The following is a 14,825-nucleotide window of genomic DNA, read 5'->3' on the forward strand; positions in this document are numbered from 1 at the left end:
CGGATATTCCTTTATTATAAACTACATATTTATTAGGCCAAGGGGGAGAAAAGTTTGTCACAACAATCCATCCAAAAAGTGTTAGTAGCAAACAGGGGAGAAATTGCGATCCGGATTTTCCGGGCGTGCACAGAATTGAACATCAGAACGGTAGCCGTTTATTCAAAAGAAGATTCGGGCTCCTATCATCGCTATAAAGCGGATGAAGCTTATCTTGTGGGAGAAGGCAAAAAACCGATTGACGCGTATCTTGATATTGAAGGGATTATTGAGATCGCAAAAAGAAACGGCGTAGATGCCATTCATCCGGGCTACGGATTTCTCTCTGAAAATATCCAATTTGCGAGGCGCTGTGAAGAAGAGGGCATCGTATTTATCGGACCGACGTCAGCGCATTTGGATATGTTCGGAGATAAGGTAAAGGCGAGGGAGCAGGCAGAAAAAGCCGGCATCCCCGTTATTCCGGGGAGTGACGGACCGGCTGAAACATTAAAAGATGTCGAACAATTCGCAAAAGTACACGGATTTCCGTTTATTATTAAAGCATCGCTCGGAGGCGGAGGCCGCGGAATGAGAATCGTCCGAAGCGAAAGCGAATTGAAAGAATCGTTTGAGCGGGCCAAATCAGAAGCGAAAGCTGCATTCGGAAACGATGAAGTGTATGTTGAAAAACTGATCGAAAATCCTAAGCATATTGAAGTTCAGGTGATCGGAGATAAAGAAGGCAATGTCGTCCATCTGTATGAGCGGGACTGTTCCGTTCAGAGACGCCATCAAAAGGTCATTGAGGTGGCGCCGAGTGTATCTTTGCAGCCTGAATTAAGGGACGAAATCTGTGAAGCGGCTGTGGCGCTTGCGAAAAATGTCGGCTATATCAACGCGGGGACCGTGGAATTTCTCGTAGCGGGCGGTGAATTTTACTTTATTGAAGTGAACCCGCGCGTGCAAGTGGAGCATACGATTACGGAAATGATAACGGGGGTTGATATCGTTCAGACGCAAATCCTCGTCGCGCAGGGCCACGGACTGCACAGCCGTGCCGTCAATATCCCTGAGCAGAAAGACATTTTTACAAACGGGTATGCGATACAATCACGTGTGACCACTGAAGATCCGCTGAATGACTTTATGCCTGACACGGGTAAAATTATGGCTTACCGCTCAGGCGGCGGCTTCGGCGTCCGCCTTGATACGGGAAACAGCTTCCAGGGCGCCGTCATCACGCCTTATTATGATTCACTGCTCGTCAAACTGTCGACATGGGCGCTGACATTTGAACAGGCATCAGCAAAAATGGTCCGCAACCTGCAGGAATTCAGGATCAGGGGCATTAAGACCAATATTCCGTTTCTTGAAAACGTGGCAAAGCATGAAAAATTTCTGACGGGCCAATACGACACATCATTTATCGACACAACGCCTGAGCTGTTTGTTTTCCCAAAACAGAAGGACCGCGGAACAAAAATGCTTTCCTATATCGGCAATGTCACGGTGAACGGTTTTCCGGGAATCGGGAAAAAAGAAAAACCTGCATTTGATAAGCCTCAGACCGTTACGTTAGATATCGGGGAAAAGCCGGCAAGCGGTACGAAACAGATCCTTGATGAAAGAGGCGCCGAGGGGCTTGCAGACTGGGTGAAAGAGCAAAAATCCGTGCTCCTGACCGATACAACGTTCAGGGATGCCCATCAGTCCCTGCTCGCAACACGGATCAGATCCAATGATTTGAAAAAAATCGCGAATCCTACGGCTGCCCTGTGGCCTGAATTGTTCAGCCTTGAAATGTGGGGAGGCGCGACATTTGATGTAGCGTACCGTTTCTTAAAAGAAGACCCTTGGAAACGCCTTGAAGATCTCCGCAAGGAAGTGCCGAACACATTGTTCCAGATGCTGCTTCGTTCATCAAATGCCGTCGGTTATACAAACTATCCGGACAATGTCATCCAAAAATTTGTCCGGCAGTCAGCGGAGTCAGGTATTGACGTATTCCGGATCTTTGACAGCCTGAACTGGGTAAAAGGGATGACGCTGGCCATCGATGCCGTCCGTGAAACCGGAAAAGTGGCGGAGGCTGCGATTTGTTACACGGGAGATATTCTTGATAAGACCCGGACGAAATATGATTTGAAGTATTATCTTTCTATGGCGAAAGAGCTTGAGGCGTCTGGTGCACACATTCTCGGTATTAAAGACATGGCCGGTCTTTTGAAACCTCAAGCCGCATACGAACTTATCTCAGCGCTGAAGGAAACGATTGATATTCCCGTTCATCTTCACACGCATGATACGAGCGGCAATGGCGTCTTTCTCTATGCCAAAGCTGTTGAAGCGGGTGTGGACATCGTGGATGTCGCCGTCAGCTCAATGGCGGGTCTGACTTCACAGCCGAGCGCAAGCGGATTTTATCATGCCCTTGAAGGAAACAGCCGCCGTCCTGAAATGGATGTCCGGCAGGTGGAAAGACTGTCGCAATACTGGGAATCCGTCCGTCAGTATTACAGTGAATTTGAAAGCGGGATGAAGTCTCCTCATACTGAGATTTATAATCATGAAATGCCGGGCGGCCAGTACAGCAATCTGCAGCAGCAGGCAAAAGGAGTCGGCCTCGGTGATCGCTGGAATGAGGTGAAAGACATGTACAGCGTCGTCAACCGCATGTTCGGCGACGTCGTGAAAGTAACACCTTCTTCCAAAGTCGTCGGAGATATGGCGCTTTACATGGTGCAAAACAATTTAACAGAACAAGATGTTTATGATAAAGGCGAAATGCTTGATTTTCCGGATTCAGTCGTTGAGCTCTTTAAAGGGCAGATCGGCCAGCCGCACGGCGGATTTCCGGAAAAACTGCAAAAGCTCGTTCTGAAAGGACAGACGCCGATCACGGTAAGACCGGGTGAGCTGCTTGAACCGGTATCTTTTGAAGGTATTAAAGAAGAATGGAAAGAAACACATCAGATGGAATTGAGTGATCAGGACGCAATCGCGTATGCTCTTTATCCGAAGGTGTTTACTGAATATGTTAAAACGGCTGAACGCTTCGGTGATATTTCCGTATTAGACACACCGACTTTCTTCTACGGGATGACGCTCGGTGAAGAAATCGAAGTGGAAATCGAGCGCGGAAAAACGCTGATTGTGAAGCTTGTATCTATCGGTGAACCGCAGCCAGATGCGACACGTGTCGTTTATTTCGAATTGAACGGCCAGCCGCGTGAGGTGGTCATTAAAGATGAAAGCATTAAATCGTCCGTACAGGAAAAATTAAAAGCAGATCGGACAAACCCAAGCCACATTGCGGCATCCATGCCGGGAACCGTCATTAAATTGTTAACGGAAACCGGGGCAAAGGTAAATAAAGGCGATCATCTGATGATTAATGAAGCGATGAAAATGGAGACGACGGTACAGGCGCCGTTCTCCGGGACGATACAGCAGATTCATGTGAAAAACGGTGAACCGATTCAGACAGGTGATTTACTGATCGAAATTGAAAAAGCGTAAAATGAATATAAAAAACCTGATCCGCCCCCGTGTGCGATCAGGTTTTTTTATATGTAAAAAGGCCGAAGCTCTAATGCTTCGGCCTTTTCATGTGCCTCAGATGTTCCGCTGTTTTGATTCATAGCGGAAGCGGGCGATTAATAATAAGAAATAGCATAAGACGCCGAACAGGCCGGCAATAAAGAGCGAATGGGCAAGTGCAAAACCGGTGGCCATTTCTGAATAAACAACCATGATTCCGGACAGCGCCTGTAATAAAACAAAGACAAGAGCCGCTATCCAGCCCCCAAGAATCTGTTTTTGATCTTTGTAGGAGCGCACCGCATGTGCAAAAGCGACAAGAATCCATACGAACAGAAGCAGCGCTGCCGTTCTGTGGCCCATCTGCACCCATTCCTGAAAATGGGACGGAAGCCCGTGGTTCAGCCTGCTGCAAAGCGGAACGTCAGGGCAGGCAAGGCTTGATTTCGTATGGCGTACATAAGCCCCCGTATAAACGACGATATACGTGTAAATCGAAAGACCGATCATATGAAACTGCATTTTCCTGCCGATTCTGAGCGGCTTGACGAGCTTTTTGTCTGATTTATCAGCTTCAAATATGAGCAGCGTCAAAATTAGAACAGAAGCGAAAGAAATCAGCGATATGCCGAAATGAAGCGCCATAACGAGCGCATTTGATCCGAAAACAACCGCTAATGCGCCGAGAATCGCCTGTAAAAATAAAAAGATAATGGACATAATGGCGAGAAAGGTTGTTTCACGGAAAACAGGCGTGACTTTTCTCCATGCCCAAAAAGCGAGGCTCAGCACGAGAACGATTGAGACACCGCTTGCGAGTCTGTGGCTCCATTCAATGATAGAAGCGGCGTTAAGCTCCGGGAAAAACCGGCCGTGGCAAAGCGGCCACTGCCTTCCGCAACCGAGACCCGATCCTGTCTTTGTGACAAGAGCGCCGCCGATCAGCACGACGAGCATGACGAATGTCGTCAGTACGCCGAGCGCTTTCAAAGCTTTATTCATTTTACATTCACCTTCTTAACAAACTGGACAAAATGATATACGTACCAAGTGTAAGCGAATATGTGTTTTGTGGCAATTCTCAATTCTGTTTGTTCACAAAAATATAATAGAATCAGGACTTCTTAGATAATGGGGTTGATTATTCCAGATGGGTCTGATAGAAATAAAGTAACCGCTTTATTAAGAAACCGGCGGATTTGGTAAAATTCATAAAAAGTTCACAAATAAATTCCTGTTTCTCGTTTAATATTTAAGAGGATGTTTTTTTACAGGTCATTATCTTGTATGATAGAGTTGCAGGTCTTAAAAAACCTGCTTTAGGTTTGTAAGGGAGGTTTACGTTATGGCTAATTCCAGAATTTTAAACGATACAGCTATAGACGGACAGATTGAAGAGACGACGGCATGGAAGGATTTCCTTTCGCTTATCAAAATAGGAATCGTCAATTCGAATTTAATTACGACTTTTACCGGCATGTGGCTTGCGTTACATATATCCGGTCTGAGTTTTTTAGGCAATTTAAACACCGTGCTTCTTACATTAATAGGATCTTCTTTGATCATCGCCGGTTCTTGTGCGGTTAACAACTATTACGATCGTGATATTGATCATTTAATGGAACGCACGAAAGTAAGACCGACGGTAACCGGAAAGATTCAGCCGAATCAAGCGCTGTGGTCAGGAATTTTACTCATTGCTTTAGGACTTATCATGCTCTTGATGACCACTGTGATGGCAGCAGTCATCGGTTTTATCGGCGTGTTTACGTACGTTGTTCTTTATACAATGTGGACGAAACGCCGTTATACGATTAATACGGTTGTCGGAAGTGTATCAGGCGCCGTGCCGCCGTTAATCGGCTGGACAGCGGTTGAAGGGCACATCGGTGTTGTCGCGTGGGTTTTATTCATGATTTTATTCATCTGGCAGATTCCGCACTTTTTAGCGCTTGCGATTAAAAAGACGGAAGATTACAGAGCAGCGAATATTCCGATGCTTCCGGTAGTGCACGGCTTTGAAGTGACGAAAAGACAGATTATCGTCTGGGTCGCATGCCTGCTGCCGCTTCCGTTTTTCCTCGGCAGTCTCGGTCTTCCGATCGTCATTCTCGGCACTTTGCTGAATGTCGGATGGCTTGTTCTCGGACTGATGGGATTCCGCATGAAAAACATCATGAAGTGGGCAACTCTTATGTTTGTCTATTCGCTTAATTACATGACCATTTATTTTGTAGCGATGGTGGTCTTCACGCTGTTTTAATTGAATAATGAGCTTGTTTGATCGCCAAAACAAACAATGACAACTAGTAAACGCCGCCTTGACCTTTTGTTTAATCAGGCGGCTTTGCTTTTATACATAGATGGAATTTTAAGTAAAAAATCTCATATTTTAAGAAATGAGGAAATGAAGTATTTCGGCTGGAAGCAGATTTACTGCTTGTGCATCTCGTACTGATTCAAAAAAGGGGTTGGGTGAAATGTTAAAGCGTTGGCGTCTTTTATCATTATTAGCCTTAGTGCCGCTTTTATTGAGCGGCTGTGGAAAACCGTTTCTGTCCACACTCAAGCCTGCCGGCGAAGTGGCTGATAAACAATATGATCTGACGGTGCTCAGCACACTTATCATGGTTGTCGTCGTTGCGGTCGTAGCAGTTATTTTCTTTTACGTCATTGTGAGATTCAGACGGTCGCGTGTAGGGGAAGACACGATACCGAAACAGGTGGAGGGGAACCGTTTTTTAGAAATCACCTGGACCGTTATTCCGATCCTGCTTCTGATTATTCTTGTCATTCCGGTTGTCATCGACACATTGGCGCTGGCGGATACGTCGCCGATGGATAAGAAAAACCGTAAAGCAGAGGATGCGCTCGTGATTAATGTAAGGGCGAATTTATACTGGTGGGAATTCGAGTATCCTGATTACGGGTTTGTGACAAGTCAGGAGCTGATCGTTCCGACAGATGAACGCGTCTATTTCAAGCTGAAGTCCTCAGATGTGAAACACTCTTTCTGGATTCCGTCAGCCGGGGGGAAAATCGATACGAATACGGATAATGACAATACTTTCTTTCTGACCTTCGATTCTAAACGCAGCAAAGAAGCGGGAGAATATTTCTTCGGGAAATGCGCAGAGCTGTGCGGACCTTCACATGCGCTGATGGATTTCAAAGTGAAACCGCTGCCGTCAAAAGAATTTAAACAATGGACGAAAGCGATGAAAAATTATAAGCATACAACAGATTCCGGTTTAGCCGCGCAAGGAGAAGAGCTCTTTAAGGAAAAAAACTGCCTGAGCTGTCATGCGGTTGAGCCCAATGATAAACGGGCTGAAGCGGCAAGAACGGCTCCGAACCTCGCTACCTTCGGTGAACGGGTCAAAGTGGCCGGCATTAAGGATGCGAATAAAGAGAATATAAAAGCCTGGCTGAAAAATCCGGACAGCATTAAACCGGGCAATAAAATGACAGGCACTTATCCGAAGCTCTCGGACGCTGAAACGGATGCGCTGTATGAATATTTAAAAGGGCTGAAAGCGGAGAACAAGTGAGGACAGGGAGATATCAGGGGGGAGGTCGCAAATGATGAATACGCTTACAGGACAGCAAAGAAAAAGCTCTTTGCTTTGGGATTATTTGACGACGGTTGACCATAAGAAAATCGCGATTTTATATATGATCGCCGGGGGATTTTTCTTCGTCGTCGGCGGACTTGAGGCCATGCTTATCAGGATTCAGCTCTTGAGGCCGGGGAACGATTTTATGGGTGCGCAGCAGTTTAATGAAATTATGACGATGCACGGTACGACAATGATCTTCCTGGCGGCGATGCCGTTGTTATTCGGGCTGATGAACGCGGTTGTGCCGCTGCAGATCGGGGCGCGTGACGTATCGTTCCCATTTTTGAATGCGCTCGGATTTTGGCTGTTTTTCTTCGGAGGCATCTTTTTGAATCTGAGCTGGTTTTTAGGGGGCGCTCCTGATGCAGGATGGACGTCGTACGCGTCACTTGCGCTGAATTCGAAAGGGCACGGCATAGACTTTTTCGTGCTCGGCCTGCAAATATCAGGCTTAGGTACGCTGATTGCGGGGATCAATTTTCTCGCCACGATTATTAATATGAGGGCACCGGGTTTGACGTATATGAGATTGCCGCTGTTTACGTGGACGACATTTGTGGCGTCGGCACTCATTTTATTCGCATTTCCTCCGCTCACCGTCGGTTTGGCGCTGATGATGCTGGATCGTTTGTTCGGAACGAATTTCTTTAATCCTGAATTGGGCGGCAATACGATAATCTGGGAGCATCTGTTTTGGATTTTCGGGCATCCGGAAGTGTACATTTTAATTCTTCCCGCCTTTGGGATTTTTTCAGAAATCATTCCCGTATTTGCGAGGAAACGTCTGTTCGGTTATTCGTCTATGGTCTTTGCGATCGTGCTGATCGGCTTTCTCGGGTTCATGGTTTGGGTTCACCATATGTTTACGACGGGACTCGGACCGATCGCTAATGCGATATTTGCGGTTGCGACGATGGCGATCGCGGTGCCTACGGGCATTAAAATTTTCAACTGGCTTTTGACCATCTGGGGAGGAAATGTCAAATTCACGACGCCTATGCTGTATGCCGTCGCCTTTATTCCTTCTTTCGTACTCGGAGGAGTCACGGGTGTCATGCTGGCGGCCGCAGCGGCAGATTATCAGTTCCATGATACGTATTTTGTCGTAGCGCATTTCCACTATGTCATTATCGGCGGCGTTGTGTTCGGCATCCTGGCGGGTGTGCATTTCTGGTGGCCGAAAATGTTCGGGAAGGTGCTTCATGAAACGATGGGGAAAATTTCATTCGTCTTATTTTTTATCGGGTTTCATCTTACCTTCTTCATTCAGCATTTCCTCGGCTTGATGGGAATGCCGCGGCGCGTTTACACATATCTGCCCGGCCAGGGTCTTGATACCGGCAACCTGATCAGTTCAATCGGCGCGTTTTTCATGGCGGGCGCGGCTGCTTTACTCGTCGTCAATATTATTTATACCTCAATAAAGGGGAAATACGTCGGGAACGACCCGTGGCTGGACGGTCGTACGCTTGAATGGGCGGTCTCTTCGCCGCCGCCGGAATATAATTTTAAACAGCTTCCGTTTGTCCGGGGACTTGACCCGCTGTGGATTGAAAAGCAGGCCGGAAATGAAGGGATGGCGCCTGCAGAGCCTGTAGAGGACATTCATATGCCGAACGGCTCCATCATGCCGTTTATCATATCTTTCGGGCTGTTTGTCGCAGCGTTTGGGTTTTTATACCACTCCGATTATTCATGGGGGCTTCCGGTTATCTTCATAGGGCTCGGCATCACATTCTTTACCATGCTGCTTCGCTCTGTGGTCGATGATTACGGCTATCATATTCACAAAGAAGATCTGCCGAATGATGATAAAGGGGTGAAGGCGTAATGCAGCTGCAGGAAAAAATGACGGCTGAAACCTTTCCGGCTTCTCCTGAAAAAGCAACGCTGGAGGGGAAAAATAAGTTTTTGGGATTTTGGCTGTTTCTCGGCGGCGAAACGGTTCTGTTCGCCTCGCTATTTGCGACATTTCTTGCTTTACGGGAATCTAAAGCCGGAGGGCCGTCAACGGCTGAGATGTTTGAGCTGCCGATCGTGTTTATCGCGACGATGCTTCTTTTAACGAGCAGCTTAACGAGTGTGTATGCGATGTATCATATGAAAAATTTCTCCTTTAAAAAAATGCAGGTGTGGCTTCTGGTTACCGTATTATTGGGAGCGGGATTTTTAGGGGTAGAAATCTATGAATTTATGCATTACACTCACGAATTCGGCTTTACCATTACAAGCTCTGCGCTCGGCTCAGCGTTTTACACGCTCGTCGGCACACACGGAGCACACGTGGCGTTCGGGCTGTTGTGGATCAGCGCGCTGATGATCCGGAATGCGAAAAGAGGGCTCAGCCTTTATAATGCGCCGAAATATTATGTGGCCAGCTTATATTGGCATTTTATCGATGTCGTGTGGGTCTTTATCTTTACCGTTGTATATTTGATGGGGATGGTGGGATAACGATGGACGATAACAAAAACAGAGGGACTGTCAGTACGGATCTCGAATATCGAAAAAAGAAAAATGCCGAGGAGATGAAATATCAGGTCATATCCTTCGGTTTGATGATCGGCCTTACGCTTGTCGCGTTTTTGACGGTGGCTGCTGACGGCATTGCCGGATGGTTTACGATGCCGTTTCTGATCCTGCTTGCGGTCATCCAGGTCATCTTTCAGCTGTTTTACTTTATGCATATGAGCCAAAAGGGGCATGAAGCGCCGTCATTATTTCTGTATTCGGGAATATTTGTCGCGTTTATCACCGTGCTTGCATTTGTCACGATTATTTGGTGGTAATCGGGGCGGCGGGGAGTGAGAGATTTGATTAATTTGGAAATGTTCGGGTTTCGCGCAATGTGGAGCCCGTATCTGTTTTGTATAACTGCCGTGATAACAGGTGTTTACTTTTACTGGTGCAGCCGGCATAAAGGACGTGTGGCCGCTAAGGAGAAGGTGCTGTTTGTGCTTTCCGCGCTGTTTTTTTACGCGGCTGCGGGAAGTCCGGTTGATTTATTGGGCCATGTGATGTTCAGCGCCCATATGGCGCAGATGGCGGTTCTGTTTTTAGTCGTACCGCCGCTGTTGATTTCCGGAATTCCCGGCTGGGCATGGAAAAAACTGATCTTCCGTCCTGTCGTAAAGCCGCTGTTTTCGTTCTTTTCAATGCCGCTTATCGCATTAGTGCTGTTTAACGGTATTTTTTCACTGTATCACATCCCGTTTATATTTGATTTCGTCAAAACGGATTCGCTGTATCACACGCTGATGAACGGACTCATCTTTGTAACGGCGTTTTTTATGTGGTGGCCGCTTGTGCATAAGGTGGACGGTCTGCCCCGTCTCAGCGGTTTAATGAAGCTGGGGTATATTATGGCAGACGGGATTCTGTTAACGCCGGCCTGCGCGCTCATTATGTTCAGCGGGGCGCCCATGTATGCCACGTATACAGATCCGGCGGCTTGGGCCGAAGCAATGAAGCTTTGCGTTCCTTTAGATTTGCTGGAGGAGATTCCTTTATCCGGACCGGAGATGTTTAACACGCTGCCTCCTCTGGAAGATCAGCAGCTTGGGGCAGTGCTGATGAAAATCATTCAAGAGGCGGTCTACGGAACATATTTGGCTGTCATCTTTTTTCAGTGGGTCAGAACGGAACGGGAAAAAGATACGCTGTCAGAGCCGCCGTATATCGAGCATACCGTCTCATAAAAAAAGTACAGCAGAATATGCTGTACTTTTTTATTACATTTGCACTGTTTTTAATGACTCTTCCAATTCAAGCAGTAAAGCTTTGCTTTCAGCGACAACATGTTCCGGAAATTCTTCAGCACTGCCGTATTCTACGCCGTGCGGATAATAATGCTTTCCTAAAAGAGGGGCCTTCAGCTGAATCACGGCCCGGCTGCCGCCGACATCGCCCTCTTTTGCCGTTCCTTGAATCCGCAGATAAAATGTCCCCTCAGGTACTGAAAACTTTTTGTCGTAAGTCACTCTTTCATAATCCCATTGTCCAGCCAGAATGAGCCCTTTACCTTCCATCAGATCATTCAAGCGGCTGAGCTCCGCTGTTACCCCTTCAAGACCGCTGTTTTCAAACTTCAAACCTTCCCCCTCCTTTTAAAAATGCCCTTTCCTGACAATCATAGTATGAAAGCGTTACACTTTCAATGATTCATACGGTGAAAGTATGCAAAAAGAAAAATTTGACGACAATAGTAGCAGAAAAAAGGAGGAATTCCGCAATGACAAAGATCAATAAGCTCATGACGTCAGACTTGCAATATTGTACAGTATTAGATAATGTATATGAAGCTGCGGTGAAGATGAAAGACGCGGATGTCGGCGCCGTTCCGATAGTGGATGAAGACGGCGCGACCCTTGTCGGGATCGTGACAGACAGAGATCTCGTATTACGGGGAATTGCTTCAAAAAAGCCGAACTCTCAAAAAATAACCGACGCAATGACAGAGCGGGTTATCAGTGCAGAAGAAGACGCCTCTGTGGAGGAGGTGCTCCATTTGATGGCTGAACATCAGCTCAGAAGAATTCCCGTCACAAAGGATAAAAAACTGGTCGGCATTGTTACGCTCGGCGATCTTTCGCTGGCCGAGCAATCAAATGAGCAAGCAGGCCGGGCGCTGTCTGACATTTCTGAAGACGGCGGTCCGGAGGGGTTTATCCATTAAACATAAATCACGGACGATGCAAATAGGCTGTACTGTATAAGAGTAAACAAAAACAGAACGGTTTGAACATATGGGGGTGAGAGGTTGAAAAATATCGCAAGGGCTCTCGTTATCCTTTTGCTTATTTACGGAGCGTATGTTCTGTTTATACAATATGGATCGGCTCCTCAGAAAAAGACGGATCAGGAGGAGCCTCAGGTTTCCAATGAAGAAGAGAGCGGAAAACGGCTGAAAATGCCGTCATCCGGACTGCTTTCTCTCATGGGGAAATCTGCCGCCGATGTGAAAAAGAAACTTGGGGAACCGTCCCGGAAAGATCCTTCTGCCTACGATTACGAGTGGTGGGTGTACAACCAGGGGAAAGACCAATACGTACAAGTCGGTATTTTGAATGATAAAGCCGTGACTTTATACGCTTCGGGAAGCGGCATCAACGCAAAACCGTTTAAGATCGGCGAATCGACGGGCGAAGTTTTTAAAACGACGCAGGTTTCTCCTTTTGTCAATGTGACTGACAAGGGAAACACGTATCGGTTCGAGTTTTCTGAAGAAGATATCAATACCCGTCCCACCGTTAAGATAGGCGGGATGTATGTTCAGCTGTACATGGACAAATTTGACGGGAATCTCTCAAGCATCAGGGCATTTGATGCGGAAACGCTTGTGAAACAAAGGCCGTATGAAGTCATGTACAGAGGAAAGCTGACAGAACCCGAGCCAGTTTCTGATGAAAAATGGAACGACATTGAACGAGCGAGTGAACAGCAGATTCTCGACATTACAAATGTCATCCGCGTGAAACACGGACTTGCAAGGCTGAAATGGGACGAAGGCGCCGCAAAAGTGGCATTCGGCCACAGCAAGGACATGAAGGATAACAAGTATTTCTCTCACGTTTCAAAGAAATACGGGACTCTGAAGGACCGCTTAGAAAAAGGCGATGTGAAATACCGGGAGGCCGGTGAAAATATTGCCTACAACTATGTGGACGGTCCTGCCGCCGTGGAGGGCTGGCTGAACAGCGAAGGCCACAGAAAGGCGCTGTTAAGCCCGGATTATACGCACCTCGGTGTCGGCGTGGACCGGAAGTATTATACGCAAAACTTCATTAAGCCTTGGCAGTGAAAAACCGCAGAGGGGCGCGTCCCCCGCGGTTTTTTTATGTTTTTTCGCGAGCGGCGCTCCTGCCGAAAAAACAATTTTTATATATACCTGCTGTTTTTCGCAATTTAGGCGAACATTAAGGCGCATGAACCGATACATTATAGCAGGCAAAACTTTTCGGAGGGGGTGAGAATTGTGGCGAATCAGCAATCACGGCAATCAATCGATGATTTTAAACAATTCGTAAAAAAGCATCCCAAACTGATCCAAAATGTTCGCAAGGAACAAAGGAGCTGGCAGGAAGTCTATGAAAATTGGGTTCTTCTGGGCGGGGATGATCCGATATGGGACCCTTTTAAAGACGAGGCCGTTCAGCCTTCTTCCGACGCGGAAACCAAACAGGAACCAGCTGAAAAAAACGATTTCGTTTCAAAAATGGTCACTGCCGTCAAAAAGATGGATATCAACCAAATGAATGAGCAGATCAATAAAATGAGCCAATCCATTTCATCATTGCAAAGCCTTTTAAGCCAATTTTCGGGGAGCAGCACGAAGCAGCCCCGGCAAGGCTCCGGACAACATCCTTTTTCGTTCAGGAAGGATTAAAGAAGGGGATCGTGTATGCGAAAAGAGGTTCAGGAATTCATATCCGCAGATGAGGAACGGAAACGGTTTATACGGCAGCGTCCCGTCTGGTACCGCAGACTTGCGAGAAAACCGGACGATCTCAATTCCTTTCAGCTTGACATGATGAATTTTTATGAAAAGACGATACCGCATCGGGTAAGCCAATTCTCAAACGGGATTCAAATGGCGCAGATGATGATGCAGATGGTTCACGCCATGCGTTCACAGGATTAAAAAGCGTTTAAACGCCGCATTTTCCAATTGGGTGGTTTCATGGTAAACTAGCAACTGGAGGTGCGTATTTATGTATGCAACAATTGAGTCCGTCAAGCTTCAAAGTGAAGCGGAGCAGCTTGCCGGCATGATTCTGCAGTCTGAGACGGCTGAAAATTACCGCGATTGTTACAAGCGTCTCCGTGAAGATGAAGAGGCAGGGCGGATCATTCGTTCTTTTATGAGCGTTAAAGAGCAGTATGAGGATGTGCAGCGCTTTGGCAAATACCATCCTGATTATAGAGAGATTTCCCGCAAAATGAGAGAAATGAAGCGGGAACTGGATTTAAACGATAAGGTGGCCGAATTTAAAAAAGCGGAGACTGAGCTTCAGTCGCTGCTTGACGAGATCAGCATTGAACTCGGAACGGCCGTCTCGGAGCATGTAAAAGTTCCGACGGGGAATCCTTATTTTGACGGCCTGTCATCCTGCGGCGGCGGCTGCGGTTCCGGCGGCGGCTGCGGATGCAAAGTTTCCTGACGAGACGGCCGTCTCGTCTTTTACATAAAATGAACAGAAAGTCAGGCGGGTGATCATGATGGAAAATAAGCGCCAAGGCATAATCGTATATCTGCATTCTTTAAAACACAGCAAAATGCTGAGAAAATTCGGCAACGTTCATTATGTTTCCAAGCGGCTGAAATACGTTGTGCTGTATTGCGATATGGACCTAATCGAAAAAACAATGGAAAAGATTTCTTCTTATTCTTATGTGAAGAAGGTAGAGCCTTCTTATAAACCTTTTTTAAAGCTGGAATTTGAATCAAAGCTTGATAAAGCGAAAGAGTACGATTATAAAATCGGCATATAAAAAAATCCCCGCAGATACCTGCGGGGTCCTTCTATTCCTTAACAAGTTAAGGAGAAGGAAAAGGGAGAGGAGAAACCGGAGGAAGAACTTATGGGGAAACGTAAGTCTTCTCCGCGGTTGGCAACAACATCATTCATTGATGCTGTTACACGTAGTCTTGACAGGAATGTGAATATGTATACACGGTTTCAC

15 protein-coding genes are annotated in these 14,825 nt (G+C 46.8%); 13 read left to right on the forward strand and 2 right to left on the reverse strand.

What is annotated here, in order from left to right; all coding sequences use genetic code 11:
• Positions 1–54 precede the first annotated feature (54 nt).
• Entirely contained in the window at positions 55–3,501 is a 3,447-nt protein-coding gene (gene pyc, locus J6600_RS07540; protein ID WP_167409073.1) for a pyruvate carboxylase, read from the forward strand.
• Between the two features lie 96 nt (positions 3,502–3,597).
• Here the strand turns inward: pyc and ctaA are convergent, their stop codons facing one another.
• Positions 3,598–4,524, reverse strand: coding sequence for a heme A synthase CtaA (gene ctaA, locus J6600_RS07545; protein ID WP_209388203.1), 927 nt, complete (start codon positions 4,522–4,524; stop codon positions 3,598–3,600).
• A 343-nt stretch (positions 4,525–4,867) separates the two neighbouring features.
• Between ctaA and cyoE the strand changes: the two genes are divergently transcribed.
• The 6 genes from cyoE (at position 4,868) to ctaG (ending at position 10,840) form a co-directional block, all read left to right on the forward strand.
• On the forward strand, positions 4,868–5,785 hold the full coding sequence (cyoE, locus tag J6600_RS07550) for a heme o synthase (RefSeq protein WP_003154486.1): 918 nt from the start codon (positions 4,868–4,870) through the stop codon (positions 5,783–5,785).
• 217 nt (positions 5,786–6,002) lie between these two features.
• Entirely contained in the window at positions 6,003–7,073 is a 1,071-nt protein-coding gene (gene coxB, locus J6600_RS07555) for a cytochrome c oxidase subunit II (RefSeq protein ID WP_014417699.1), read from the forward strand.
• Positions 7,074–7,104: 31 nt separating this feature from the next.
• The gene (ctaD, locus tag J6600_RS07560; protein WP_007611227.1) at positions 7,105–8,973 is read left to right on the forward strand and encodes a cytochrome c oxidase subunit I; all 1,869 of its coding nucleotides are present in this window, start codon (positions 7,105–7,107) and stop codon (positions 8,971–8,973) included.
• On the forward strand, positions 8,973–9,596 hold the full coding sequence (gene ctaE, locus J6600_RS07565) for a cytochrome c oxidase subunit III (protein WP_003154482.1): 624 nt from the start codon (positions 8,973–8,975) through the stop codon (positions 9,594–9,596). The genes ctaD and ctaE overlap by 1 nt, the downstream gene beginning before the upstream one ends.
• Positions 9,597–9,598: 2 nt before the next feature.
• A complete protein-coding gene (ctaF, locus tag J6600_RS07570; RefSeq protein ID WP_007409686.1) occupies positions 9,599–9,931 on the forward strand; it encodes a cytochrome c oxidase subunit IVB in 333 nt (110 codons plus the stop codon).
• A 24-nt stretch (positions 9,932–9,955) separates the two neighbouring features.
• Positions 9,956–10,840, forward strand: a complete 885-nt coding sequence (gene ctaG, locus J6600_RS07575) for a cytochrome c oxidase assembly factor CtaG (RefSeq protein WP_021493723.1) — start codon at positions 9,956–9,958, stop codon at positions 10,838–10,840.
• A 33-nt stretch (positions 10,841–10,873) separates the two neighbouring features.
• Here the strand turns inward: ctaG and J6600_RS07580 are convergent, their stop codons facing one another.
• Complete coding sequence (locus J6600_RS07580; RefSeq protein ID WP_007409688.1) at positions 10,874–11,233, reverse strand: YugN family protein; 360 nt, start codon at positions 11,231–11,233, stop codon at positions 10,874–10,876.
• 140 nt (positions 11,234–11,373) lie between these two features.
• Between J6600_RS07580 and J6600_RS07585 the strand changes: the two genes are divergently transcribed.
• The 6 genes from J6600_RS07585 (at position 11,374) to J6600_RS07610 (ending at position 14,633) form a co-directional block, all read left to right on the forward strand.
• Complete coding sequence (locus J6600_RS07585; RefSeq protein WP_209388204.1) at positions 11,374–11,817, forward strand: CBS domain-containing protein; 444 nt, start codon at positions 11,374–11,376, stop codon at positions 11,815–11,817.
• Positions 11,818–11,901: 84 nt separating this feature from the next.
• On the forward strand, positions 11,902–12,942 hold the full coding sequence (locus J6600_RS07590) for a CAP domain-containing protein (protein WP_014417703.1): 1,041 nt from the start codon (positions 11,902–11,904) through the stop codon (positions 12,940–12,942).
• Positions 12,943–13,116: 174 nt separating this feature from the next.
• A complete protein-coding gene (locus tag J6600_RS07595; protein WP_014417704.1) occupies positions 13,117–13,527 on the forward strand; it encodes a YlbD family protein in 411 nt (136 codons plus the stop codon).
• Positions 13,528–13,542: 15 nt separating this feature from the next.
• Complete coding sequence (locus tag J6600_RS07600) at positions 13,543–13,782, forward strand: YlbE-like family protein (protein WP_003154475.1); 240 nt, start codon at positions 13,543–13,545, stop codon at positions 13,780–13,782.
• 70 nt (positions 13,783–13,852) lie between these two features.
• Positions 13,853–14,302, forward strand: a complete 450-nt coding sequence (gene ricF, locus J6600_RS07605; protein WP_003154472.1) for a regulatory iron-sulfur-containing complex subunit RicF — start codon at positions 13,853–13,855, stop codon at positions 14,300–14,302.
• Between the two features lie 58 nt (positions 14,303–14,360).
• On the forward strand, positions 14,361–14,633 hold the full coding sequence (locus J6600_RS07610; protein ID WP_014417705.1) for a YlbG family protein: 273 nt from the start codon (positions 14,361–14,363) through the stop codon (positions 14,631–14,633).
• Positions 14,634–14,825 lie beyond the last annotated feature (192 nt).

The sequence above is a fragment of the Bacillus sp. LJBV19 genome, from assembly GCF_017797845.1.
Taxonomy (GTDB): domain Bacteria; phylum Bacillota; class Bacilli; order Bacillales; family Bacillaceae; genus Bacillus; species Bacillus velezensis.

Excerpts from the sequence above, each read along its gene's own strand:
- ctaA (WP_209388203.1), bottom strand. The coding sequence starts at position 4,524 with ATGAATAAAGCTTTGAAAGCGCTCGGCGTACTGACGACATTCGTCATG.
- cyoE (WP_003154486.1), top strand. The coding sequence starts at position 4,868 with ATGGCTAATTCCAGAATTTTAAACGATACAGCTATAGACGGACAGATT.
- coxB (WP_014417699.1), top strand. The coding sequence starts at position 6,003 with ATGTTAAAGCGTTGGCGTCTTTTATCATTATTAGCCTTAGTGCCGCTT.
- ctaD (WP_007611227.1), top strand. The coding sequence starts at position 7,105 with ATGATGAATACGCTTACAGGACAGCAAAGAAAAAGCTCTTTGCTTTGG.
- ctaE (WP_003154482.1), top strand. The coding sequence starts at position 8,973 with ATGCAGCTGCAGGAAAAAATGACGGCTGAAACCTTTCCGGCTTCTCCT.
- ctaF (WP_007409686.1), top strand. The coding sequence starts at position 9,599 with ATGGACGATAACAAAAACAGAGGGACTGTCAGTACGGATCTCGAATAT.
- J6600_RS07585 (WP_209388204.1), top strand. The coding sequence starts at position 11,374 with ATGACAAAGATCAATAAGCTCATGACGTCAGACTTGCAATATTGTACA.
- J6600_RS07600 (WP_003154475.1), top strand. The coding sequence starts at position 13,543 with ATGCGAAAAGAGGTTCAGGAATTCATATCCGCAGATGAGGAACGGAAA.
- ricF (WP_003154472.1), top strand. The coding sequence starts at position 13,853 with ATGTATGCAACAATTGAGTCCGTCAAGCTTCAAAGTGAAGCGGAGCAG.
- J6600_RS07610 (WP_014417705.1), top strand. The coding sequence starts at position 14,361 with ATGGAAAATAAGCGCCAAGGCATAATCGTATATCTGCATTCTTTAAAA.